The sequence below is a fragment of the Kiloniella litopenaei genome, from assembly GCF_000982415.1.
Classification (GTDB): domain Bacteria; phylum Pseudomonadota; class Alphaproteobacteria; order Kiloniellales; family Kiloniellaceae; genus Kiloniella; species Kiloniella litopenaei.
Window position 1 is genome coordinate 79,533 of record NZ_LANI01000017.1, and the last position, 26,001, is coordinate 105,533.

Genomic DNA, 26,001 nt, shown 5'->3' on the forward strand with positions numbered 1-26,001 from the left:
TTTTTATGAACGCGAATGGTTATCAAATCATTGTTTGTGACGATGAGCCGCATTTACGTGAAATGGTTGCTGAATATCTGAGCGATCGTGGCTATGAGATAATAGAGGCGGCGAATGCAAAATCTATGTATGAAGCTTCTGAAATGTATTCGCCAGATCTTGTCATTCTGGATATTAATATGCCCGGGGAAGACGGGTTAACAGCCTTGCGTAATTTGCGGAATAGCTCTGACGTACCTGTTATAATGTTAACGGCAGCTTCAGAAGTTGTTGATCGTATCGTTGGGCTTGAAATGGGGGCCGATGACTATCTGGCTAAACCGGTTGATCTAAGAGAGTTGGAAGCAAGGATAAAGGCTACTTTACGTCGAAGGCCTGGAGTAATATTTGATCAAAAATCGCCAAAAACCACAGGGTCTGTTCAGTTTGGCCTATGTCGTCTTGATCTTGACAGCGCACAGCTTTTTGATGCTGACAATAATGAAATTGCCATCACTGCTATGGAATTTAGCTTGTTGCGTGTTTTTTCCGAAAATGCGGGTCGTGTGTTAAATCGGGATCAGTTGCTTGAACAGGCTCATGATAGAGATTGGGAGCCATTTGACCGTTCGATTGATCTGCGTATTTCACGTCTTCGCCGCAAGATTGAAACAAACCCGACAAAGCCAGAGATTATTCGTACTGTCAGGGGGATTGGTTATGTATTTGGTTAAGGATACCGGAAGTGTTGTTAGCTCTTAGCTTTGGGGGATCGCTATCATTATATCGCGGGCTTTATTTTCATCGCAGGGGATATTTTTAAGAAGGACATGTTTCTCGTCCATTCCTGTCAGAACACTTCCGCAATCACCCGGTGACATTGACCATATTTCTTGGCTTTTCTGTGTTTCAACATTCAAATAGTAGGCTTTGCCCGAACCGTTATATCCTTCTGTTGCGACATAAAGCGATTTTCTATCGGTTCCCCACATGAAGCTGGTAATAGAAAAAGCCCAGTCTCCACCTTGCCAGGTTCTTTTTGTCAGGGTGTAGGGACCAACCATTGGGGCATCAAATTTTAGTTTTACAACCGAAATATTGGTACCGAGAGCGTCATCACAATAAACATCAACAGAAAACTCCCCAATGGGCTGCACATATCTATCTGCTTCGCATGTTTCAACGAAGTCTTTAAGGGCTGGTTTTTGTTCGTTTGCGAATACACTGGGGGCACAAGTGAAGAATAATCCCGTGAGCAAAAATAAAAACGAGCCAGCAGAAAGTGTTTTCGTCAACATGGGTAGGCCTTTTTTCATGTGTGTGCCGAAAAGTTTACAGCTTAATGGGGAACTCGTGAATATCAATTATACTGTTTAATAGATATTGCTGCGTCTTTTCGTCGAGAAGATGGTGTTTGTTATCTGTAAGGGATTGTCGGTTTTTCTTGACTTCATAAAAAGGAACGATGTCGTCAAATAGATCTGAAAACTCCACAAAATCATCATTTTGGTTATCTTTTTCAGAATGGTGAACATGCATTATCTGAACTCCTGTTTCATTTCGGTGTACAGACGTTTGTCGCTTGCATGGGGATGAATGGTTCAAAATATTTCTTGGATAAAGTTTTTTGAACCAAACCGAACATTGAAACGACGTAAGGGTTTGTGGGTAAAAATTACGTATACGAATTCTAAAAGAGGGGATTGTTATGAAACTTGGATTTGTTGTGATTTATGTCGATGATGTTCGTGAAGTTTTGAACTTTTACCAACAGGCTTTCGATTTAAAAGTTCGAATGGAATATAAAGAACACGATTACCTGCTTTATGGAGAGCTTGAAACGGAAGGGGCAATTCTGGGTATTGCATCTCATATCATGGGGAAAGAAAGCTTTAGGGGGGACTACCAAAAACTAAGCGTCAACAGTTTGCCCTTTGGCCAGACACTGGTTTTTGTAACTGATGATGTTTACCAAAAGTGGGGGGATGCGATAAAAGCAGGTGCTGTAGCAATTTCAGCACCCCAAGAAAAGCCGTGGGGACAGATCGTAGCCTATTTAAGGGACAAAGCTGGTACGCTTATTGAGATTTGCACACCAATGAAGGCGTGATGAGTAATGACTTACCTTATGCATAACCAGCTTAAGTATTTTTACAGGTTGTTATTAGCCGTTTCTATTTTGGTGTCCATGAATGTTGATGGCGGTGCCGATGAAAACTCTGGCTTGGTCAAAAAAGTCAGTTTGGTTCTAAAGTCAGATAATGTCGTGTTACAGGTTAATCGTTCTGATATTTCGGATAGCATTGAGTTTTTGAACAAGCTTGATTATCTCGATGTATTAGTTGATGGGTATGTGATCTGTTCAGAAGAGGCAACATTAGTTCCTGAAAATACAGAGGTCTATTTTGGCACTTACGAACGTGCATTATACGGGACAAGATACCCGGTACATTCGCAAGAGTGGAATAATGCTGCTGTCCAAGGGGAAACAAAATATAGCTCTGGACCGCAAGTGTTTAGAGTGCCACTGGAAAATATATCAAATGGACACTCGACATTACGCGTCGATACCAATGAGTTGATGCAAAAAAAGCTTTTGAATCATTTAAAGACAGGGGAGCCATTAAAGAATTTTTATCAGAATACTCATGAAATCACACTCTCTCGAACTATTACACTGATTGCGGAATGTGAAAGCGAGGGGAAACGATCATTTGGTTATGATACTCAAAATGTTAACATTACTGTTCAATATCAAGGTGATCCAGGTTATTCCAATTCAAAGTTAATAGATCGACAGCTGTCAAATTTTAATAAGTCATTTTTAAAGCTGACAGATCTATCTGTATTCCGGTCATCGCTGATGTATTCCGGTGCTTGTGATTCTCAAACAACCCGCCCCGTTAAGTTTTCCTATACGGCTGTTGGGAAAGGGGATATTCGTTTTATTCTGGTTCAAGGCGGAGAAACCATAGCTGGGTCTGAAATAATTACGCATAACTCTGAGATTGAAAAAACAGTTCATTCTGAAGTTCTATATCCATTGGGTATGCAAGGGTTTCACAAAGCTGGTCCAGGTTCTTTCGATGAAATGTCTGCCTATTCTTTTTCGATTAAAGCCCAGATTAAGGAAGCCCGTGGACCCCAATGGGGTGAATGGTTTGATCTTGCACATGAACAGTTTCGTTATCATTGTCTCAGTGAATAGAAACTGCCTGTAATGACATTGATACAATAGATACGTTCCCTGAAATACGATTGATAAATTTATCATTGATAATAACGCCTTGATGTTTGGGTAATCTGATCCCGAGTATCAGGGCGTCTTTCTTGGGAGCAATCAAATAAATGTAAAGCCGTTATCTGAATTTTTTTACTTTATTTTGAACCTTTCCCGTTTCCATTTCGTCAGACCCTGTAACAACGACATTGAGTTGTTTTGATACAACGATTGATAAAGCAGGAGATCAAAATGAATAGGTTCAAAAAAATATTTCTTGGCGCCAGTGCTGTTGCACTTGGGGTGAGTGTTATTGCTACAAATGCTGTTTTCGCGGCATCCAGTGGAAATTCTGAGTATGTTCAAAATGTTGACTTGAGCTTTCCAGGGTATGCCGCGGTTATTAATGTCAAAAATACATCGGGAAGCAAATCCGTAAACAATGTTAATCTACAGGTTCAGGAATCATCCATTGAGATTGAAGCAGACGGCTTTGTACAGTGTGGTGATAATAAGAAAATTACGTTCAAAGAAGCCAAGATTTATTTCGGTCCTGTCAGCATGTTTGTCGATGATATCAATGACAATGGTGCACTGTACCAAAGTGACTACGAAGTCAGTCATAAATCCCGAATTGGACTTGGAAAGTGGATGACAGAGGGCACAAATGGCAATGAGAGTTTTATTGTTCCTTTGAATCAGATTAAAAATGGTCACCCAGCCGTTCGTGTTAATCCATTGGAAGAAATCAATAAAAAATTGCAGGCCCATCTTCAAGGTGGTGGAACCAAGGTTGATTTCTATCAAAATGATCAGGAAATAGTTTTACAAAGACCTGTTTCACTGGCGGGCTGGTGCCGAAAGTATCTTGCGCCAGGCAATAACCCCTGGAAAGCTGGCTTTGAGACCCAAAACTTCACCATTCAAGTTAAATATAAAGGTGATCCAGAGATAACAGACAAGCCGATTTTAAATGCGCAGTTGGGGCAGGTGGGGAATAATCCGCAATTTAATAACAATCAGCCATTGCTATTAAATCAAGCGACATTCCAACCAAATATGCCGCATCATATTGGCAAATGTACAGAAGGTACACCCAACCCTAAAATTCGTGTGAATTATAAAGGATCAGGTAAAGGAACGGTTCGTTTTAAAATTGCAGTAAAGAATAGTGAAGGAAACTTTGTACTGCCGAACATCTATCTGGGCAGTTACGATTCAGAGAACCAGATTAACAGGCATTTTGATTTCGATTATCCCTTGATTGATAAAATGTACAATCATCACGAATACAAGTGGTGGAAGATGATCAATAAAACCTATGAACATGACATGACTATTCAAGCGCAGGTCAAAGATCAGAACAGCGATAGCTATGGATCTTGGGTAGAGTTCGGTTCTGCAACCTTCAAGCATCGTTGTACGCCTCAGGTGATCGTTAATGGAGGAAATGCAACGCTTGGCGGGTATCAGAATCAGGGTAATGACGATACACAGGATTCAAGAGGTATTCTCCAGAAAAAACCGCAACGGGCACCACTGGGTAAAACAACCGGGGAAACTGATAAGCCAAAGCGTCTGATAATTCGGACCCCTCAATAAGCTTGAATAAGTAGAGTATGGCAGAGTCTGATTTCAGGCTCTGCCATACTTCGTTTCATAATTAATGATTTCTATTGATACAATTGATACACTTTGAATTATTGTTCAGAATACTGATTCCTATAGTATCTTGGTGTAAATTGTACGAAGTCTGCCTTGGGGAATATTCGGGCGTGCGTTTGAAAACAAGAAAAAAGATGCGGTATTGGGGCGGTCTTCTGACAACGGCAATGTTTTTGCCGTTTTTGTGCGTTCAGCCATCCATGGCAGATTGGTCCGCAAATTTTACACCGCCTGATGCACCCGATGGAACATTAGTTATTGATCTGCCTGATGACCTTGATGTCGTAACCTTAACCCAGCTTGGTGTGGAGCTGGATGGTATAGATATTACATCACTTCTTTCGCTTGATGGTGTTGATTTTATATACAAACCTCTTCAAGCGTTGGATGGAAATGAACATACTCTCAAATTAGTAACATTAAACCCGGATGGCTCGTCAGAGGTAAGGCAGCAATGGAATTTTAATGTGGGCCATGCTGAAAGTTCTGATGGCAATATTTCTGATCTAACTGAAAATAGTCCAGAGATTGAAATGGCCGAGCGGTTATTGCGCTCCGCTTACTTTCGGGCTGATACGTTAACAGAATTCAGTCGCCGTGTGGTCCAGCAAAATATCGGGCATGAAACCAATCGTTCAACCCTCTCTGGCAGCGGTGATATCAATACGGGTTTTGCAGCCGGGAAATGGACTGTTGACGGACATGCAAATTACCTGGTGCAAAGCGATGTCGATTTCGCGCAGACAGAACGTACTATCGATTTAGGTGAATACGATATAAACGCGGATTATCAGGGGGATAGTGTTGTCGGTGGTATGTCTCTCGGCCATCATGATACCGGATTGGAAACATTGCTTGTTTCTGATTTTTATCGCCGTGGCGTTTCCGCTCGACTAGGAACCAGTAACCGCAGGATAGAGGCACAGGGATTTGCTTTTGGGACTGAATCTGTCTCTGGTGCCGCAGATCCAACAGGCCTTAACAATACAGAAAATCGTCTCAAAGGCGTTAGCCTGGCCGTAAAGCCTTTTTCAACAGATGTAGATGCGTTGAAATTAACGGGTACTTACTATGATGGACGGGGCGAGGGGAGTGGCATTGGCCTCTCAGATTTGGATAGTTCTGCGTCCGGTTCTGGCTGGGGTGTCGGTCTCGAGAAAAGCTTTGGGCAAAACAGAACCCGTTTAAAGGCTCAATATGCCCATGCTTTGTTTGATCAGGATGGTGATAATGGAGATGCCCCAAAAGACGGCAGTGATGCGATTTCATTTTTGATTGAACATGGTTTGTTTGAAGAAGGCCCCGTCATTGGTAATGACGTGCTCGATATTGATGTCGGTTTCGGGTATGACCGTGTTGATACTTTTTTTGAAAGTCTTGCAAATCCTGGCTTGGTTTCTGACCGCGATGCCTATTCTGCCTATAGTAACCTTTATTGGGGGGCGCTATCCGCAAATATTTACGCGCTTCATGAAACCAATAATGTTGATGACCTCGCAAATGTGCCAACAGATCGTCTAAAGAGCATTGATTTGGGTCTGAATTATACTTTTGACCAACAGACAGGATTGATGGAATGGCTTGGGACACCTTATATTTTTATGAATAGCTATCTTGCAAGTTTGGGGCGTGTGAAAACGCCGACTGGCTATGATGGTGGCGACACAGATAATTTATCTTCATCCATAACACTGGGTGGTGGATCGAACTATGACGACTGGTATTGGTCTGCATCCCACAGTTATTCTCGTTTTGATGACTATACGAATGTATCAAGTGACACAGTTAACAATCTGACAGGTTTTAACGTGGGTTGGATTGTTTCTGACCGGCTGGATGTTAATGGCGGGACACAATTCGGGGTGTTTGAGGACCTTGATACAAATAAAAACAGCTTTACTACAAACCTTTATCTGGGGGCGACAGCAGAGCTTGTTCCCGATAAAGTTGACTTGAATATTGATTATAATTTGAACCTTGCGAACGGTAGCGGCGACTCATCTGATAGTCATATCGTTAATAGCGAGGTAGAATGGACCTTCCTTCAACCTCGCACCAATCGCCCAGGTTTGGCATTGGCCCTAAGAGGATCAATGGAGGAATTCAATGGAAACACAGACAGTGCTCAAAATGAAACAGAGTATCAAGCCTATATGGTTTTGCGCGTTAAAGCACCATTTTCACTTAGCTATTAAGCTTATTCTGTTCTTCGGTGTTTTGTCCGGGGCTGGACTTGCCGTGCCAATGATTGCTGAGGCTAATGTGAGCTCGGTGACTGTTTCACCTCAGCGTGCGAATGTTAATGTGAAGGGGGCATCTGCCCTTTCGTTGACGTGGAATGTTACAAGGTTTGAACCTACGGCCCCGACGACTGTTTTGGTTAGCTCGACAAATGCTGTTCTTCAGATCAATGGTTCTACTGTTGCGAATTTAGGCGGTCTTTTGTCCAGGCAATCTTCTTTAGCGGCGGCGCAAAGCGAAACACTGCGCTTTAACGAAGTGCTTTCAATTTCGCCAGCATTGGCCAGAAAAATTGCCGAAGCTCCTGCTGGATCTGTTTTGATCTCTAGAACTTTTACGGATACGCAAACAACAGGTTTGGCAAGGCTTTCCGTTTTTGCTGGTACGGGGCAAGGTGGTGCGCTTAGCATTAATCGTATTGATCTAAAGTTCGACAATGATGCCAGAACGGATGTGATCGCCAAAGGTGATACAAGAAGAGCCATCGCAGAGATCAATTTCCGCAGTAGCGGCCTTTTAAAGGGCGAGTGGCGGATCATTGATCCTTCTGCAAGCCTGGGCAGTGCACGTGGTCGTATCCTGCAGGTTGTGCGTCAACAGGTTGTTAGCTCGGGACAGGGAAGAACCAGAATAGTAAGTCCAGCCTTACCGACAGCTAAGAACGGTCTCTATCTACTGACATTTAGTGTCGAAGATGCAGATGGTATCGCTGAACTTCCTGTATTGAGATACTTTGTTCTGGAAGGCGCAACCGATAGGCCGCGTGACAATCTGACTACACTAAGCCCCGGTAATGGTGCCCGAGTTAGTCAGGATACTGTTTTTGCGTGGGAAAATGTACCTGGTGCTCTTGCCTATCAGATTGAAATATTCAATCCGGGTCACAGCAAGGTGGTTTCAGGCAAGGTCGTATCCGCCAAGGATCTGAAGCTCAGACTTTCCGCTTTTTCTCTGGATAATCTGACATCCGGCGAAAGTTATGACTGGCGATTACGGGCCTTTGATCAAGAAGGACGCGTTATCGGGTCTTCGCCCCGCCAATTAATATATATGCCATAGAGATCTTTTTTGATGACAGAAAACGATACTGCATTTTCTCTTCTAAAACGTGTCAGCAAAGGCGATGAAACCGCCTTTGCTGATTTTTATAATCTGTTTGAAAAGCGTTTGTATCTTTTTATTAAATCAAAATTGAACGATTCATTCGAAGCTGCCGACATACTAAACGAGACTTTTTTAGAGGTTTGGCGCAAAGCTGAAACCTTTGAAGGACGTTCGAAAGTATCAACTTGGCTATTTGGAATAGCGTATTACAAGACGGTGGATCGGATGCGTAAAAAAACAGACATACCAATGGATAGTGACAACTTTCCAGAAACTGTGGATGATAGCCCTGATGCAATGGCATGTCTTTTGACGGCTGAAAAAAGCGATCATATCAAGTTTTGCCTGGATACACTAAAGGCAGTTCATCGCGCAGTGATGCAATTGGCATTTTTCGAGGATCTCCCTTATTCAGAGATTGCTGTAATTGTGGACTGCCCGGAAAACACCGTTAAGACCCGTATGTTCCATGCCAAACAGGCGATGAAACGTTGCCTGTCCAACCGTATGGGAGGCTGAACATGAAAAAGGAAATTGAAGAGCTGTTGCCGTTTTATGTAAATGGCAGCCTAGAAGGTGAAGAGCTTGAAACTGTCAGAAAAGCCCTGGCCGAAGATGAAACCCTTCGTGAAGAGTGTGCTTTTCTTGAGAGTATGAGAGACGAGGTTCAAAATCAGGATCTTGGCTTATCACCGGGTGAATTTGGATTAAAACGCTTACAACGGGATATTGCGAAAGAAAAAAATATTGATACACAACCCGTTCCGCAAAATGACAACCGCAGAAGCGGTGTATGGAAGATTGCTTCAATTGCAGCCTGTATTATGTTGCTTGTCCAAACAGCTTATGTTGTCCCGCTATGGCAACAGAACAATGATTTGGTGGCGGCTAGCGGTGGTAATGTTGCCCCTGTTCGTGGGCCTGTTCTCTCGGTTACTTTTGTGCCCGAGGCACAGGAAGAAAATATTCGGGAACTGTTGCTGGCTGTTGATGCCCGTATTGTTGACGGTCCTTCTGCACTGGGCGTTTATAAACTTGCTGTACCAAAGCACCCCGAGGCAGTTATTTCAAAGCTTCTGGCCCATAAGAATTTAGTGGAAACCGTACAAAGAGACGGCGGGGAAAGTGGTGGGAAGTGATGTTACGCTATTCTATGACACTCCTTGGCTTCCTTTTGATTTCAGTGGGATGGGTGCAAACTCTTTCCGCGCAAACATCGGTTGACCCTACGGGTATGGTGCCCGGAACGACACCTTCGGTCGATCGTTCCCCAAACCCCGGGATGCCAGAGACTAGAGAACCCGGGGGAATAGTTTTTTCGGGTCTTAGGGCAAGTTGTGTTCGCCCCGGCACGATCCTTACCATTCAGGGTAAGAATTTTGACACCATGTCGCATAATAATCGACTTGGGCTGAATAATGCTGGCAAGTTGATAGAACTGGAAATTCTGAATAAAAACAAAACACGAATTTCGAGCTATCTGCCCAAAAATAATGTTGAGTTTAATACCTCTTACGACCTTGTGTTCTATCAAAAGAGTAATGAATACACGTTTAAACAAACTGGATTGAGTGTTCGAACTTGTCCGGCAAACGATATAACCTCTAATGATAGATCGGTCGTACAGGATGTTATTATCCTTGTGGAAGAAGCACAGGAAAATCCGGTTCGATCAGAGCTGCAAAGACGCGGTTTGCCGATTGTAGATGTGTATAGCTTAAATGCCTTGCAGTCAGTATTAATCCATACACGCGCATCAAATGCCGTAACTGTTATTCAGGAATTAAGAGTTGTTTTCCCGGATGCCGAGATTGATTTAAATAATGATCTTACTGCTTCTGCCAAACCACGTTTATATGCGCACAAGACCCTTGGTTGGACGTCAGATAGCGGGTGTCAAAATACACAACTAGGATTTCCCATAGGTTTATTGGATGGCGCAATAGATCAAAACCATTCAGCCTTTGCAGACCAATCCATTGTATCCCGAAATTTTTTAGGCGATCAAAAAATTGACCTAAACCATGCAACATCAATAGCATCTATTTTGATTGGCAATAATCAGGAACAGGGCTATCAAGGGCTCATTCCTGGGACAAACATATATAACGCGGTGGTCTTACGGGTTTCCAGTTCTGGTGACCAGTTGGCCAGTACGGTTGCTGTTCTGCAAGGGCTTGATTGGCTGCTCTCTCAGCAGGTTCGCTTGATTAATGTTTCGCTTAGTACAGCAACAGCGAACCGGGTACTGAACAAAGGTTTTATTCTTTCGATAGAAAAGGGGGCTATTGTCTTTTCAAGTGCAGGGAACCAAGGTCCGGAAGCCCCTGAAAGTTATCCGGCTGCTTTGGATGGTGTTTTTACAGTGACAGCGATTGATTCCCGGCAAAAAATCTATCGCGATGCCAATCAGGGTGACTTTATTGATTTTGCCGCACCTGGCGTTGATATCTGGGCTGCGACACCTGATAACAAGGGGGCTTATGTATCGGGGACATCTTTTGCGACGCCTCATGCACTGGCCGTTGCGTCTCTTATCCTGAAAAACAATTCAAAAATTTCTCGTCAGGTCTTGTCGCGTGCTTTGTCTTTTTCTCTGACCGATCTTGGCGTTCCCGGAAATGATCCGGTTTTTGGTGCCGGGTTACTTAAAGTTACTTGTTAGTATCTAATTGATTTATTTTGTAAAAATAAAAATATTAAAAATAAAATTAATTATTTGAACCGTTATCTTTTTTGTTCCGACTTAGTGATGAAGAAAACATCAGTGCTGATGTTAATGCCGCCTGGCTTTAACACCAGGAATGAGAGGAAGTATCATGTTTAAAAGTATAAAACCTGTTTGTTGGGCTTTAGTAACAATGGGATCAATGGGGATAACGGCAATGCCAGCTCATGCATGTAAAGAAATTACAACTGTTGCCCTACAAGGTAGCGATGCAGCAACTTTAACGGTTCGGGTGAATGATGTAATCCTTGTTAATCATAAAGGATCACACTTTAACGCAATCCCCGCTAACTTTTTGTTCGAAGGGGATAACGATTTTGAAATTGAATTGGTAACGGATGATCCCGAAGCAACGGGAAGAGCTGAAGTTTTTATTGCCTGTCAGGGGGATTTTCCAGAAGAGCCGGGCAAGAATCAAAATGTACTGACTGAACTGCATCAAAAAGGGGCAGGGACGCAAAGTGCTGTTTTCCAGGCAGGCGCTCAACCGGCATTCAGTTATTTAACGGGTGATGTAACATCGGATGATGGATTACTCGAAGCAATTGAAGCTATGTATAACGCGGCTGTTAAGGGGGATACCGAAGCCTATATCGCTTTCTTTGACCCCATGATGACTGATTTGAAACTAGAAGATGGCCCGCCACCTGAGATGATCAAGGGGATGGTTTCTGAATTGCTAAGTGGCAAGTACACGATAAAATCATCCAAGAATATTGAAGTGCATAAAGTGCTGGGTGGTCGAGGATATCAGGTTGTAAACAGTAGAGGGCAGGGACCTGTTCAATTCGAAGAAAAAACCGATGTTGCCACAGGGCGCACAACCATTTCACAAGGCGCGTTCTGGCTTAAAACAGATAGAGGATGGAAAGTTTTCAGGCCCTAATTTCATACGATAAATTCCACACCATAAATTTCAGGCCAAAAATTTCATGCCAAAAATTTTATGTCGTAAATATATTTCGAAATAACAAAGCCCCCGCAGATTTTCTGCGGGGGCTTTGTTTGTAAGGAAGTGAACTTAGCCAACAACAATCGTATGTTCGTCGTTATCTAGTATCACGGTCAGGATATCTGTTGCACTGACATTTTCCATAACAGCAATTTCTGTATAGGTAACGCCGTCACTAGAAATTTCCAGTGATGTGCTTGGTCCTGTATCCGTTGCCCGGATAAAGTTCGCGACAACATCCGTATTGTCATCAAAGACAACAAGGTCACTGACGTCCAGAATATCACCCTCGCTATTGTCATAATCAGTGATGGTATCCACATCAACACCGACACTCTGACCATAGAAGAGGAAGGTATCCGCCCCGGTGCCACCCGTTATGTTGTCTGATCCTGCTCCTCCAACAAGCAGGTCATCACCTGCTCTACCGTCGAGGAAGTCATCACCGCCATTTCCGTACAGATTGTCATCAGCAGGGACGAGGGCTGTAGAGATAGCTTCACCTTCAGAATTATCGCTATTACCTACACGATCATAAACGCCAGTTGAAGTTGTGCCATCACTCCAGGTGACGGTAAAAGTAACACCACCGTCACCAAAATCATCACCATCATTACCGCTTAGATTATCAACATCTATATTGAAATCAAACCAGTCACCAACCCCAAAAGAGTTTCCGCTAAAATTCATTGTAAGGGTCGAACTTATCGTGTTTGTTGGTGAGAAAGTTACATCTCCTGATGATAGGCCAGAACTGTTATTAAAAGAAGGCCCATAATCTGAGCTTCCAAGTGAACCCGCAGGATCAAAGTAAGCGTTAGTATCACTACCACCTTGTAAATCGATAACAATCTGCTGTATGTGTTCACCGGCTGCACCAGCTGCTAAATAAAAGCGAAGGAAATCATTATTATCGCGACCACCTTCGCCACGTGCAGTAGCGACCAGTCGACGTGTCACAATTTCCATAGTATCGCGACCAATGAGAATTTCATCCTGATCGCTACCAACGACAGTATCTGTTTCACTTCCTCTGTTACCACTGACCCGTTTTACGTCAACTCTGGCATCATCAGGTGATTCAAGGCCATTCTGTTCTAGGTCATAGTGAAAATGCCTGTCCCCGGAACCAGCTGAGGCAAAATCAAAGATCACGTCATCTGTGTCCATTGAAACACCATCAGAACCATGAGCGTTTAGGTTGATAAAATCAGGTTCAGGACTTGGATCATCCATAAAGTTATCATTTATCAAGAGCGCCGCTTTGGCAATTGACAAAGGATCACCAGAGAGATCATTTGTCAGTACCAGATCATCGCTTGTTTCGGGTGGCTCTGGCAACGTTACACAGACCTTCAGATCTGCGGAAGAAGGATCGCCGTCACCATCGACCATGGTATAGACAAAGGTTTCTTCATAATCGCCATTAACTGACCCGGGTGCGGTATAGGTGTAATCACCTGTCGCTGTATTAACCACCAACTTACCGCCTTCGGCAGTTGTTGCGATGGTGATGATACCATCACTGCTACCATCCCCGGCATCTGTATAGGTTACACCGTCGTGGAGTACTTCGGTAATTGCCGTTGTGCCAAAACCATCGGCGCCCGGTACATCATTAGCCAAAAGATTACCACTGGCATCTGTGCCGCCAATTGTATCGTCCAGAGCATCAGCAAGGTCGTTATAGTTCGGGACACTGACAAAGGTATAGAGGCTTGCGGGGATTGAAGGGTTACCTCCGTCACCGCCGCCAGTGTTAAGGAAATAGTCCTCTAACCCGTCTTCAACCGAAGAGTTTGAACCTACGGCAACACCCGTAACCTGAATGTTGTTATCAACAATGGCAGCTGCAACGCCACTATCAATTTCATCATCGTTGCCCGTGTTAGTGTCATTTGGGCTACCGTCACTGATGAAATAGAGGTGATTTTCAGCTGAAGGCATACTCATTACAGGGTTGTCCAGATATTCTGAGCTGCCGCTGAACATAGACGCCATTCCAGCATCATAGTTGGTTGACCCTGAACCATCATAGGCCCCGTAAATGGTGGTCAGTTGGTCATCTAACGTAACCGATGACAAGGTGCCATCATTGTTGAGGCGTTTGAAATCGTCCAGATCCAGTGTTCCGCCTGCAAAGCCATCAAATACAAAGGTTCCATAGTCCTCGGCATTGGTACCAAAGGTAACCAAAGAGAATGCCAATGTATCCAATGCTGTACTTTCAGCGACCAGATTATCAATAAAGCTGCGGACACCATTGATCTGGGTCTGATAGTTTGTTTGACCAATCGATCCGCTTTCATCAATAACAAAGGCGATATTAAGCGGTGGTGTTTCACCGGGCAGGGCGACAAGGCAAATCTCGTCATTGTTTGCAACCGGTTCATCGTCCTTGATGCAAATTGTTAGATCTGCAGAGGATTTATCGCCGTCGTTATCAAGGATAGAATAGGTGAATACATCATCAACAACGTCATCTGTTGCTGATCCCGGTGGGCCATGTTGCACTGATGGTTGGCTGGTGTAGGTATAGTCACCAACAGCATTGCTACCCTGATCATCCATGTAGATTTCAAGGGTACCTTTGGATGATGTAACGGTTAGCAATTTGGTGCCGTGATCATAAGTTGCTGATGGTGTACCCGTTGTCGGGCCAGTAAGTACCCCGGCGTCATCAACACTAAAGGTCGTTCCTTCGACCTCAATATCACAGATACGGTCAAGTCCATCGGCGCCAATTTCGTCATTTGTGACGACGTTGCCACTAACGCTATTGCTCAATCCGATTGTGTCGACCAGAACATCAGCAAGATCTTCGAAGGATTCAGCGTTTAGAACTTCGCCGTCGTTGGCAACAACACCACCATCAAAGAAATCGACAAAATCACTTGGCTGGACGCCTCCACCAATACCAACAGCGGTAAAACCAATGTCGCCGTCAAGAAGGTCCGCTTTACCACCGCTATCCAAGACGATAGATGCATTGCTTAGTGGTGATGCGCCGTCGTTCTGCTCCCCATCACTGAGGAAGAAGACCTGGTTATTTGCACCAGGAACATATTCAAAGTCCCCACCGCTGTCAGAAAAGAGCATTTCCATAGCTGCTTCGTAATCTGTTGCACCAGAGTCTATGATGCCGCGGCTGGTACCATCCAGTGCAGCCTCTGCAGAGGCCAGATCAGTGAAGGTCCCAAGGTTCGCAGCATCAGCACCAAAGGCCACAAGTGTCACGGAAACACTTGCACCCGAAGCAAACAGCGTCTGGATAAAGGTTTTAACGCTGGCAATTTCTGTGGCCAAGTCACTGTCGCTGACTGACCCACTGAAATCCATCACGATACCAATATTTTGCGGTTCTGCGTCCGCTTCCACTTCCGTGACACACTCTTCATCGTCGTGGGCAGTTAAGCCGTCATCTTTAACAACGACATCAACGGATCCCCAGTCATAATCCCAGTCTCCGTCGACCAGTTTCACTTTGAACTGCATTGGCAATGAATCGTTGTGATCGTTTCCATCAGAATGTTCTAACGCGATAAATTGCTCGTACTCATAAGTACCATCAGCATTAACAGTGAAGGTGAAGGCAATGTCGCCTCCAGCCCAACCAGTCAGAACATTACCGACTTGTGATGTCGTAATTGGCGTATCTGTTTCAGCTGTTGTTATGCCACTGGTATCGACACTGATCTTGATGGCATCATTATGTGGAGTCCAAGGATAGTCCGTTTGTGGCCCATCGGCCCCAAAATCAAAGGTATCAAAAGCACCGCCATCCTTGATTGAAGCATTTGTGTTCAGGTCAGTCTCATCGACCATCACCATTTCCTGGCCACCAATATCTGGTCCATCATCCAAGACTTTAACGATGACATTGCCATAGGCTTTGTCTCCATCACCATCCTTGATCCGGACGGAAAATTTCATGCCGATTGGTTCGTTATGGTTATAGGGATTCCAGTGTTCTAACGCTTCATATTGTTCGTAGCTGTAAGATCCGTCCGGGTTTACAGTAAACCGGAATACTTCTTCGCCATCGGCTGTACCGATCAGTGTGTCGCCGGATTGGCTCGTACTAACAGCATGATTCCCGTCCGATGTCCGGATCGTACCAAGAGAGAACATGCTGATACGGATGTCGTTAATGGCCGGGCCGTCTGCGCCGAAATCAAAGGTATCAAAGACACCAGAGTCTGAAATAACCGGGCCATTATCAAAATCGGTTTCATCAACACAAAGGAACTCATGCCCGCCGATTTTAGGACCATCATCATCAAAATTGATGCGTAGTTTTCCGATATTACTCTGGTCACCTTCATCATCAACAGCAAAGAACCTTAGTTTCATTGTGTTGATGTCTTCGTCGTGAGAGTAAGGGTTAGGGTGTTTGAGCGACAGGTATTGTTCAACGTAAATGTTGACATCATTCTCGCCATTTGTGAGTTCGGCATCAATTGTCACAACAAAAGCCAACTCACCATCTTCGCCGCCGACACGTCCATAGATAACCGAAGGATCAGAGTCAGAAGAATAGAGATTGATATGTGAACCATCTGTGGTTCTTACGCCACTGTAAGCGCCATCATAATCAATGAAGCGAATGTCTTCCAGATCATCAGGTGGGGAGAAGCTGGGACTTGAAGGAGCATCAGTATCTAAAGGTCCATCAGAACCATCTGCTTCATCATTGGAGCCATCTGTATAAAGGTTCAAACCATCTGCGATCGATGTAAAGCCTCGGCTTACAATTTCACCGCCTAATGTGCCGTCCGCTGCCATCGCCGCAGATAATACTGTCTGTGCATCTGAAACACCTGGAACATCATTGGCAGCACGCCATTCATCCCAAGTCTGAACGCCATCGGTTTCATCCAGATATAGTTTTGCATAACGCACAATGTCTGGAACATCTTCTTCTATATCGAAAATGAAGCTGCTTTCTGCAATAGCAGTATTGTTTTCGATCGTTAATTCGTCGGTTCCAACATCTGTTTCCTGTTCTTCTGCAATGGCTTGAACCGTGATAACAACTGGACCGTTTGTATGTGTAGGGCCTTCCTGATAGCGGCCACCGTCTTCCGGCTCAGAGGGTAAAACGACAGATTGTTCATCTGTTAGTGCCGTTACAACTGGCGTTTCACCACCTTCACCGCCTTCGCCACCTTCGACATCTACGCCTGTAGTTGTGTAGTCGTTGGTATTAAATGCGACTAATCCGCCAAAGGTTGTGAAGTCAACGGTTTCAGAGGGATCAAGATCTGGATCATCTGGATCTGGAAGATCACCTGTGTAGCGAATAATATATTGAACCAATTGCCCTGGTTCTTCAGCCAATATGCTGTCCTCACCACCTTCGCCACCGTCATCAGGAATTGGATCAGGTGTAATGGGGCCAAAAAGTTCCCACCCTTCGGGTAGCGTTGTGCACTCTTCGTTAATAGTAAAGGCCGCCGGAATACCAGAGAGAACGAGGGTTAAGGTTTCGGATCCATCTTTGTCGCAAAGTTCAGCATTGATGGGAAGCTTAATAACACTTTCTTCGTTAATAGGGTCGTTCAAGCCACCGTTTAAGAATACTTCATTGTCGTTCTCGGAAGGAAGGTCAGTAATCTGATCTTTCACTAAAAGATCGGGATAGCTGTATTCACCGCCTTCACCACCTTCACCACCTTCACCACCTAATGATAGCAATGGCATATCAGCAACTGCATCTATAATAGCTTCGACAGAATAGGGGAGTACGGCTGACAGTCCTGAATCTGGATCCGTAATAACCGCGGTTCCGGAAACATTGATATCTTCATCGGAATCAGGGGGGGGAAGAATATAAACATCCCCTAAATCAGATGCATCGATGACTGCTGGGAACCCGCCTCCGTATTCATCGCCTAAATCTGTACCGCCAATGAATAAGCGGGCACCATCTGGTAATGGGTCCATTACGACAAAATCGAGAGTTTCATTATCAGCAGGGACAAAAGTAAATATGACCTGCATCGGTGCTGCGACAGCCTCTAAAGAATCTTCGCCGCCTTCGCCACCAAAGGGGTTATCATCTTTGCCTTCATCGCCACCGGGTAAATGCTGGTTTGGTAGCCAGTCTTCAAAACCACCAGCAAAGGTGCCTGATATGCCACCCTCATAATCAGGAACTTCAGTTTCTGTTGTTATAAAGGTAACGTCCAGTGTTCCTTCAGCAGGATCGGTGTTTTCATCAATCCCATCAAGAAGTCCAAAGTTTAATTCTGTTGGGCCAATAATGCCTTGGGCAATGAGCAGGTCGATAACACTACCCGTGTCTTCACTATAAACACTACCACCGCCACCTGCGGGGCCAGCACCTGCACCAGCTGCTGTTTCAAGTGGTAAATCCCCAGCCTGCGCCAGAACAAGACCTATTAACTGACTGGCGGCAACTTCTGTTCCATCAATGATAAGAAGGGGCGCTTCATCATCAGAAAAATCACCAGCTAGATTTTCGAAGACAATGCTACTTTCAGGGGTACCATCGTTGTTGAGGTCAAAATTCAAGACTAAATTCTGTCCATCGACAACGGCAGCTGCTTGTGTTGCATCAAAGTTGAGCTGTAATCGTTGACCTGCCTGTGCAGTTATTGACTGGGATGTTCCAACGGCGGGTAAATCTATCGAGAGTTCCGTGGCTTCTTGGCCTACAGCAAGAATTGGTTCTTGTTCTAACGCTTCAATCTCAGATGTAGCGTCGCCGGAATTACGGGGTGTGTTTGAATCTGACATTCTAGCCTCCTCGGGCTCTTCGTATTGGCACCGCCTTTTCAGGCAACTCACTCAGGCCATGGTTGAGGAATATGACTTAAATATCTTATCAGTATTTAAAATTTTATATATAAATAATCTCTAAAAAACTACATATCATTGTGTTATATTTTTAGAATATTGCGTTAAATGTTAATATTTGTAAGAAAATATTCATAATACTGTTTATTGAGTAATTGTATTAAGGGTTCGATTATTGTTGTTTGTTGGGGTGGATATTTTGCATTATCTTTAGTAAGTGTTTTTAATGCGTAATTTTATTGGTCGTTATTAATATAGGGGGCGTGCTTGATGGGGACATCAAGTCCGATATCTTGCTTCTTGTCGTAGATTTCTATGGCTATTTTTTTACCGATTGTATTCTTGTTGCGATCTACTTTTCTGATGTCTTGGCTTTGATCGCTGCAGTATAGAGCTGTTTACTGCTCATCCCGTTACCCCCCAAGGGCAAGAAGGGCGCTTTGCTCTCTACATGTCTTTGGCGTTGGAAGATACGGATTATAGTAAAGATCACCAACAAACAGTTATTGAGCACAAAGAACATAAATATACCTTCGGGGCCAATAAACGCCATAAATTGGGCTGCGATTGTTGGTCCCAGACTTGCGCCAACTCCATAGGCGATTAGCAATCCGGCAGAGACTTGAACAAGCTCTTTTCTGTCAGCCATGTCGTTCACTTGTGACGCAGAAATTGGATAGATGGTAAAGGACATGCCCCCATAGATCGCAATGGCTGCTATCAGGATAATAAAACTCTGTCCTGTGGCCCAGATAACAGCAAAGCAGGATCCAATTGTTAAAAGCGAGGAAAAGATAAGAACGGTACGTCTGTCAAAGCGATCTGAAATACGACCGATAGGAAACTGCAACAGCATACCGCCAAAAATTGCAGCAGCCATAAAGGTCGAAATCTGGGGAATGGAAAGGCCGACATCTTTGCCAAAAACGGCGCCCATGCTGTTCAGGGAAGAGTTGGACATACCGGCACATACAGTGCCAAATACCCCTACGGGTGAGACCAGAAATAACTTTTTGAAAGCCATGCGCTTGGGTGAACTTGGTGTCGGGGCGGTTGCTCTGGTCAAAAGCAGAGGCACCAAAGCAAAGGAATAGACCATAGAGGCAATTACAAAGAGCTGGAACTGGGCGGGATCGCCAAGCAGCATCATAAATTGCCCCGAACCGGATCCTATATAGTTGGTGATCATATAGAGGGAGAGGATTTTTCCTCTGTTTTCGTTACTGGATTTTTCATTCACCCAGCTTTCAACCACCATAATCATGCCCGCCATGCAAAAGCCTGTCACAATCCGCAGGAAAAACCAGAAAATCGGATCGGCAAAAAGAACATGGGCAAGGACGGCAACCGAGAGGATAGAGGCAAAAGCGGCAAAGGAGCGAATGTGTCCAACAGCCGCAATAACGCGGATGGCAAAAACTGCGCCGATCAACATACCGACAAACTGGCCAGTCATAATCAGTCCGGTTGTTTCTGTCGAGAAGCCTTCAATTCTGCTGCGCAGGCCCAGTAGTGTATTAATCATCCCCTGACCAAGCATAAGCATGGCAAAGCTGAAAAGAAGGGATGAAATTGATCTGATTGATTGCCACATGCCGCGTATTTACCGCTGAATAGGAACAGAAGAAGAGTATTTCAGGTGACTATCTAATATCAATTGATGGGATTCTACCTAATTGTTTATTTGGTTTTTGGATTTTATATCAAAGATTTCCGGCAAAAAATTAGATAGTTCGTGTAAAAAACTCTTTTACCGCCGCGTTGATTTCCTGTCGTGACAAAGTTTCTAGCTGTGTTTATCGTTTGCACCATTGTTTTGTAGGAGAGTTTATATGTACTCAAGCATGTTGGATCGAAAAAACAAGATTGGTTCAAATTCAGAATTAATTGCTGATTTCCGCAGTGACACCGTCACAAAGCCCAATAAAGGTATGCGCGCTGCGATGGCACAGGCCAGGGTTGGGGATGATGTTTATGATGACGATCCAACCGTATCAGAGCTTGAGCATAAACTTGCTGAAATGGCGGGTATGGAGCATGCCCTTTTTTTTTCCGACGGGAACCCAGAGCAACCTTGCGGCTCTACTAAGTTATTGTGGCCGTGGGGATGAATATATCGCAGGGGATGAGTATCATATCTTTATTGATGAGGCTGGCGGTGCTGCCGTACTCGGGGGAATTTCTCCTTTTCCGTTGCCTACCAATAATTCAGGTGGCCTTGATCCGCAGCAGGTTAAAGATGCGATAAAACCGGATGATTTTCACTGTCCAATCAGCCGTTTGCTATGTCTTGAAAATACAGTGTCCGGGCGAGTGCAAGATCCTGTACGCATTGCGTCCCTGGCAGCAGTGGCACACGAAAATGACCTGTCTGTACACCTTGACGGTGCGCGCATATTCAATGCTGCAACCGCTTTGAATGTACCGTTAAAAACGCTGTGTGAGCCTGTTGATTCAATCTCGATATGTCTTTCCAAAGGATTGGGCGCACCCGTTGGATCTGTCCTTTGCGGTTCTGAAGATTTAATCAAGCGTGCAAAGCGGATGCGAAAACTGTTGGGCGGTGGTATGCGACAGGTTGGCGTGCTTGCGGCCTGTGGTCTTTATGCTTTGGAGCATAATGTTTCCCGGCTTGGCAACGATCATAAAAAAGCGACAAACCTGGCTCAGGGGTTACAGTCTATTCCGGAAGTTTCAATTGATATGTCCAGGGTTGAGACGAATATGGTCTTTATGAACCCGGGAGAGGGACATCATCAAGCCCTGTGTGATTTTCTTCTCGAGGAAGGCATTCTCATTGGTGCACAGGTTCCGGAAATCCGGTTGGTTACCCATATGGACATCTCTGATGAAGCTATAGACCTCTTGATCGAGAAAACCCGATCCTACTATCAAACGAAAAACTGACCCTTTACTGTTGGCTATGTGAAAGACCGGAATTCATCTAGACAAGTTCTTCTCCTTGTGCAGGAAAAGAGAAAGACGTTAACAGAACCTTAAAACAACCATCACGCAGGAGTCTTTGAAAGGCGGCAAACTTGTACCCACAAACATTCAAGCGTTTATGGTGCAAATTTCATGGTTGCGATCAAGGTAACAGGTCTGAGCAAGACCTTCACGAAGGGCAAAAAAGCCCTGAACTCACTGGATCTACAGATTGATAAGGGTGAGATGGTTGCCCTGATCGGGGCATCCGGTTCTGGTAAATCCACCCTGATCCGACATGTCTCGGGCTTGATGAAAAGTGACAGTGATAACAGTAAAATCGAAGTCCTTAATCAAACCATTCAGGAGAACGGCAAGCTGGGACGCGGTGTTCGTTCTGCGCGTTCTGATGTCGGGGTCGTATTCCAACAGTTTAATCTGGTGAACCGTCTTTCTGTTTTGACAAATGTGCTCATTGGTCTTCTTGGGCAAATTCCAAGATGGCGGGGCACTTTGGGTTTTTTTACTCGCGCTGAAAAAATGTTGGCGATGAAGGCTTTGGCACGGGTTGGTATTGATAACCTTGCCGAGCAGCGTTCATCAACTTTATCAGGCGGCCAGCAACAACGCGCTGCGATTGCCCGTGCCATCACCCAGGGAGCACAAGTGATTTTAGCGGATGAGCCGATTGCTTCCCTTGATCCATCTTCTGCCCGCAAGGTCATGGATACACTTGAAAATGTAAACAAAGAGGACGGTGTCACTGTCCTGGTTTCTTTGCATCAGGTTGACTATGCGCTTCGCTATTGCCCCCGCACAATTGCAATGCGGAACGGTGAAATTATTTTTGATGGCGACTCAAAACGTTTGACGCCAAAACTTCTCGAACAGCTTTACGGTGATGACAGTTTGGAATTGCTAGGTTCCAATCAGCAGGAAGAGCCTGTTGTGACATCACTTCCCGAACAGGCAGTAGCTTAACGACTACGACCTGCAGTTCCTTATTCATCTGGCATTTATGTACTCTAAAACTAGGAGAACAGGTAAAATGGTTCGCAAACTTATCGCTACTGCAGCTGTTGCAGTAACAGCACTTGTTGGTGGTGTCGCCCAGGCTGATACCAACTACAAACCTCTTGAGAAAGATCCAACAGAGTTGAACTTCGGGATCATTTCAACAGAATCAACTTCTAACCTGAAAGAACAGTGGGTTCCTTTGATGAAGGACCTGGAAACTGCTCTTGGTATGAAAGTTAATCCTTTCTTTGCCCCTGACTATGCGGGTGTTATCGAAGCAATGCGCTTTGGTAAAGTTCATTTGGCTTGGTTCGGTAACAAATCCGGTATCGAAGCTGTTGATCGTTCCGGTGGTGAGGTTTTTGCTCAGACATCCAAAGCTGACGGCAGCCAAGGGTATTATTCACACATTATCACGCACGTTGATAACAAGGACATCAATAGCCTTGAAGATATCTTCAAATGTGACAAGTCTTTGAACTTTGGTATCGGTGATCCAAATTCTACGTCTGGTTTCCTGGTTCCTTCATATTACGTTTTTGCTCAGAACAATGTTGATCCAAAAGAGTGTTTCAAAACTGTTCGTAATGCGAACCACGAAACGAACCTGATGGCGACTGCTAACAAACAGGTTCATGTTGCTGCCAACAATTCAGAGCAAATTGGTCGCTCTATGAAAAAAGCACCGGAAGCAGCTGAAAAAATTAAAGTAATCTGGACGTCTCCGCTAATTCCATCTGACCCGATGGTTTATCGCAAAGATATGTCCAAAGAACTTAAGTCTCGTATCAAAGCCTTCTTCCTGGGTTATGGTCGTATTGGTGATGTCGCCCATGCTAAAGAAGTTTTGGGTGGTATCTCTGATGGTCAAGGGCTGTTCATGGAAAGCAACAACACACAGCTATACCCTGTACGTCAGCTGGCTCTGTTCAAAAATAAGCTAAAGATCGAAGGTAACGAAGGTCTTTCCGCTGATGATAAAGAGAAAAAGCTACTGGTAATTAACAATAAACTTTCTGATCTGAAAGTTCTGGTCGCTGCTCAATAAGCAATGACAATACGAAAACGGTGCTCTCTTTGAGCACCGTTTTTCTGTTCATAAGAACAGTTATTCCCTTCATCAATATAAGATTTTTTCCGATGTCTAATCTTTCAGAAACTCAAAAATCCATCGAAATTCCTGCTCATGATTTGAAGCGGTCCGTTGGTAGTTTGGTTATGTGGGCTGTCTTTTTTGCCTTGCTGGCACTGTCATGGGAAGGGGCCGATATGCGGCCTTGGGATCTGATTGAAAATGCAGAAAACATGAGCCAATTTGCCTCTGGTTTCTTCCCGCCGGATATGTCGCAGTGGAAAATGTACACTGAAGAAATCTGGATTACGATTCAGATTGCGATCTGGGGAACAGCCCTCAGTATTGTTTGTTCAATACCTTTTGGCATTTTGTGTTCTGAAAATATTGTACCCTGGTGGGTTTATCAGCCTGTTCGTCGGCTTATGGATGCAGCTCGCGCAATTAATGAAATGGTATTTGCCATGCTCTTTGTTGTTGCTGTTGGCCTTGGGCCATTTGCGGGTGTTCTTGCCCTATGGATACATACAACCGGTGTTTTGGCCAAGCTATTCTCTGAAGCTGTCGAAGCGATAGATCCAAGCCCTGTTGAAGGCATCCGGGCAACAGGCGCAACAGGCCTGCAGGAAGTAATTTTTGGTGTGATACCACAGGTTTTACCACTCTGGATCTCCTATTCACTGTATCGTTTTGAGTCTAATGTTCGTTCTGCAACGGTTCTTGGTATCGTTGGTGCTGGCGGAATTGGCATGGTTTTGTGGGAAAACATTCGTGGCTTCTATTATGCTGAAACCGCAGCCGTTATTATTCTGATTATCATATCAGTCAGCCTTTTGGATGTCCTATCTCAACGCCTAAGAAAAATGGTTATCTAAAAAATGTACTTCCAAACCCAACCTCATGAAAAAAAACAACTTTTCGAAATGCCGACTGTTGCTGGTACCGCTGTCGTATTGGATAGTCATTTGGGGCAATGGACTGAGGTTGGGGAGGGAACCAAGATTGTAGAAAGTAAACTGGATGATTATAGCTATGTCGTGAATAACTGCGATATTATCTATAGCCAGATAGGCAAGTTTGTGAATATTGCGGCTTTTGTTCGCCTTAATCCAGGGCAACATCCTATGGACCGGGCAAGCATGCATCATTTTCAATATCGGAGTGATGCTTATGATATGGGGGATGATGATACCGAATTTTTCAACTGGCGGCGTTCGTCCCCTGTTCATGTCGATCATGATGTATGGATTGGTCACGGCGCAATTGTCAAAGGTGGCGTTCACATTGGTACTGGATCTGTAATTGGTTCAGGAGCCGTTGTTACCAAAGATGTTGCGCCTTATTCTATTGTTGCCGGTGTTCCTGCTACGGAAATTCGTTCCCGTTTCGAGAAACCTATTCAAAAGGCTCTCTTGCGGATCAGGTGGTGGGACTGGGGACATGATCTGTTGACGCTACGTTTAAGTGATTTTAGAAAACTTACGATTGATGAATTCTGTTTGAAGTATGATCCCGAATTATAGTCAAGGATCTGAAAAATATAGGGTATATAAATAATGGTTTATGAACGCTATGCCATTTATTATGTTCCGCGGTTAGAGAGTGATTTAGGGCAATTTGGGAATGCATGGCTTGGCTATGACCCCGTTTCTGGCAAGGATATTCCAAGGCCAACAGTTCAAGGGATGACTTCCCAAGAGATTGTAAGCATTACGAAAGGTGCAGGGCGTTACGCTTTTCATGGAACATTAAGATCTCCTTTTAAGTTACGGAAAAATCGTAGCTTAAGCTCTCTGGATAAAGCTCTTCAATCATTTGCAGCAAAAGTTCATCCGATTATCTGCGGACCACTTTCCATAAGATCAATAGGGCGCTTTCTGGCGCTTGTTCCTGATGACCCGGAAAATCAAATTCCTGGTCTTGCTGAAAAATGTATGAGAGCGTTTGACAATTTCAGGTTGGCACCAGGAAAGCAGGAACTCGACCGTCGGCGCCAAGCTGGCCTCACGGATATTCAGGAACAGCTTCTTCTGCGCTGGGGATACCCTTTTGTGATGGAAGAATTCCGTTTTCACCTGACGTTGAGCGACAAGCTTGAGGGGATGGACCTGCTCAGATATCAGGCTTTACTTGAAAAGCATTGTAACGGCTTGTGCAACGAGCCTTTTGTCATTGATGAAATCGCTCTTTTGGGCGACCCGGGGCAAGGCGGGAAATTTGAAGAAATTTCCCGTTATAAACTTTCAGCTGCCAACTGATTATCCCTGCGAATTGGT

Annotated in this window: 21 protein-coding genes; 17 read left to right on the forward strand and 4 right to left on the reverse strand. The window is 44.5% G+C overall.

Annotation, left to right across the window (positions count from 1 at the left end):
- Positions 1-5 precede the first annotated feature (5 nt).
- A complete protein-coding gene (locus WH95_RS11325; RefSeq protein ID WP_046507092.1) occupies positions 6-713 on the forward strand; it encodes a response regulator in 708 nt (235 codons plus the stop codon).
- Positions 714-737: 24 nt separating this feature from the next.
- Here WH95_RS11325 and WH95_RS11330 read toward each other — a convergent pair whose 3' ends face one another.
- Both WH95_RS11330 and WH95_RS11335 read right to left on the reverse strand, forming a co-directional pair.
- Positions 738-1,295, reverse strand: a complete 558-nt coding sequence (locus WH95_RS11330; RefSeq protein ID WP_157845943.1) for a hypothetical protein — start codon at positions 1,293-1,295, stop codon at positions 738-740.
- Between the two features lie 16 nt (positions 1,296-1,311).
- Positions 1,312-1,518 (reverse strand): hypothetical protein, encoded by a 207-nt coding sequence (locus WH95_RS11335; RefSeq protein ID WP_046507096.1) that lies wholly within the window; start codon positions 1,516-1,518, stop codon positions 1,312-1,314.
- Between the two features lie 169 nt (positions 1,519-1,687).
- Here WH95_RS11335 and WH95_RS11340 point away from each other — a divergent pair, with 169 nt between their 5' ends.
- The 9 genes from WH95_RS11340 to WH95_RS11380 all read left to right on the forward strand — a co-directional run bounded on the left by WH95_RS11340 (position 1,688) and on the right by WH95_RS11380 (position 11,823).
- Entirely contained in the window at positions 1,688-2,089 is a 402-nt protein-coding gene (locus WH95_RS11340) for a VOC family protein (protein WP_046507098.1), read from the forward strand.
- 6 nt (positions 2,090-2,095) lie between these two features.
- Positions 2,096-3,187 (forward strand): hypothetical protein, encoded by a 1,092-nt coding sequence (locus WH95_RS11345; protein WP_157845944.1) that lies wholly within the window; start codon positions 2,096-2,098, stop codon positions 3,185-3,187.
- 264 nt (positions 3,188-3,451) lie between these two features.
- Positions 3,452-4,801: a hypothetical protein gene (locus WH95_RS11350; RefSeq protein ID WP_046507103.1), complete on the forward strand. Its 1,350-nt coding sequence runs from the start codon at positions 3,452-3,454 to the stop codon at positions 4,799-4,801.
- Positions 4,802-4,974: 173 nt separating this feature from the next.
- Positions 4,975-7,059 carry a hypothetical protein gene (locus WH95_RS11355; RefSeq protein ID WP_157845945.1) on the forward strand — a complete coding sequence of 695 codons (2,085 nt, stop codon included), beginning with the start codon at positions 4,975-4,977 and terminating at the stop codon, positions 7,057-7,059.
- Positions 6,971-8,164 carry a hypothetical protein gene (locus WH95_RS11360; protein WP_157845946.1) on the forward strand — a complete coding sequence of 398 codons (1,194 nt, stop codon included), beginning with the start codon at positions 6,971-6,973 and terminating at the stop codon, positions 8,162-8,164. The genes WH95_RS11355 and WH95_RS11360 overlap by 89 nt, the downstream gene beginning before the upstream one ends.
- A gap of 12 nt (positions 8,165-8,176) precedes the next feature.
- Positions 8,177-8,728, forward strand: coding sequence for an RNA polymerase sigma factor (locus tag WH95_RS11365; protein WP_046507109.1), 552 nt, complete (start codon positions 8,177-8,179; stop codon positions 8,726-8,728).
- Positions 8,729-8,730: 2 nt separating this feature from the next.
- Positions 8,731-9,348, forward strand: coding sequence for an anti-sigma factor (locus WH95_RS11370; RefSeq protein ID WP_046507111.1), 618 nt, complete (start codon positions 8,731-8,733; stop codon positions 9,346-9,348).
- Positions 9,348-10,874, forward strand: coding sequence for a S8 family serine peptidase (locus WH95_RS11375; RefSeq protein ID WP_046507113.1), 1,527 nt, complete (start codon positions 9,348-9,350; stop codon positions 10,872-10,874). Before WH95_RS11370 ends, WH95_RS11375 begins: the two co-directional genes overlap by 1 nt.
- Before the next feature lie 154 nt (positions 10,875-11,028).
- The gene (locus WH95_RS11380; protein WP_046507115.1) at positions 11,029-11,823 is read left to right on the forward strand and encodes a nuclear transport factor 2 family protein; all 795 of its coding nucleotides are present in this window, start codon (positions 11,029-11,031) and stop codon (positions 11,821-11,823) included.
- A gap of 135 nt (positions 11,824-11,958) precedes the next feature.
- Here the strand turns inward: WH95_RS11380 and WH95_RS11385 are convergent, their stop codons facing one another.
- Together WH95_RS11385 and WH95_RS11390 are read right to left on the reverse strand one after the other, a co-directional pair.
- Positions 11,959-18,651 carry a DUF5801 repeats-in-toxin domain-containing protein gene (locus WH95_RS11385; RefSeq protein ID WP_046507118.1) on the reverse strand — a complete coding sequence of 2,231 codons (6,693 nt, stop codon included), beginning with the start codon at positions 18,649-18,651 and terminating at the stop codon, positions 11,959-11,961.
- 412 nt (positions 18,652-19,063) lie between these two features.
- Entirely contained in the window at positions 19,064-20,305 is a 1,242-nt protein-coding gene (locus WH95_RS11390; protein ID WP_046507121.1) for an MFS transporter, read from the reverse strand.
- Positions 20,306-20,543: 238 nt separating this feature from the next.
- Here WH95_RS11390 and WH95_RS21510 point away from each other — a divergent pair, with 238 nt between their 5' ends.
- The 7 genes from WH95_RS21510 (at position 20,544) to WH95_RS11420 (ending at position 25,983) form a co-directional block, all read left to right on the forward strand.
- The gene (locus WH95_RS21510) at positions 20,544-20,822 is read left to right on the forward strand and encodes a beta-eliminating lyase-related protein (RefSeq protein ID WP_204247776.1); all 279 of its coding nucleotides are present in this window, start codon (positions 20,544-20,546) and stop codon (positions 20,820-20,822) included.
- Positions 20,749-21,618 carry a low-specificity L-threonine aldolase gene (gene ltaE, locus WH95_RS11395; RefSeq protein ID WP_204247777.1) on the forward strand — a complete coding sequence of 290 codons (870 nt, stop codon included), beginning with the start codon at positions 20,749-20,751 and terminating at the stop codon, positions 21,616-21,618. The genes WH95_RS21510 and ltaE overlap by 74 nt, the downstream gene beginning before the upstream one ends.
- A gap of 171 nt (positions 21,619-21,789) precedes the next feature.
- Positions 21,790-22,617, forward strand: coding sequence for a phosphonate ABC transporter ATP-binding protein (gene phnC / locus WH95_RS11400; protein WP_046507123.1), 828 nt, complete (start codon positions 21,790-21,792; stop codon positions 22,615-22,617).
- A 67-nt stretch (positions 22,618-22,684) separates the two neighbouring features.
- Positions 22,685-23,701, forward strand: coding sequence for a phosphonate ABC transporter substrate-binding protein (gene phnD / locus WH95_RS11405; protein WP_046507125.1), 1,017 nt, complete (start codon positions 22,685-22,687; stop codon positions 23,699-23,701).
- A gap of 92 nt (positions 23,702-23,793) precedes the next feature.
- The gene (gene phnE / locus WH95_RS11410) at positions 23,794-24,600 is read left to right on the forward strand and encodes a phosphonate ABC transporter, permease protein PhnE (RefSeq protein ID WP_046507128.1); all 807 of its coding nucleotides are present in this window, start codon (positions 23,794-23,796) and stop codon (positions 24,598-24,600) included.
- A gap of 3 nt (positions 24,601-24,603) precedes the next feature.
- Positions 24,604-25,248 (forward strand): LbetaH domain-containing protein, encoded by a 645-nt coding sequence (locus tag WH95_RS11415; protein WP_046507131.1) that lies wholly within the window; start codon positions 24,604-24,606, stop codon positions 25,246-25,248.
- Between the two features lie 33 nt (positions 25,249-25,281).
- Positions 25,282-25,983 (forward strand): DUF1045 domain-containing protein, encoded by a 702-nt coding sequence (locus WH95_RS11420; RefSeq protein WP_046507134.1) that lies wholly within the window; start codon positions 25,282-25,284, stop codon positions 25,981-25,983.
- Positions 25,984-26,001 lie beyond the last annotated feature (18 nt).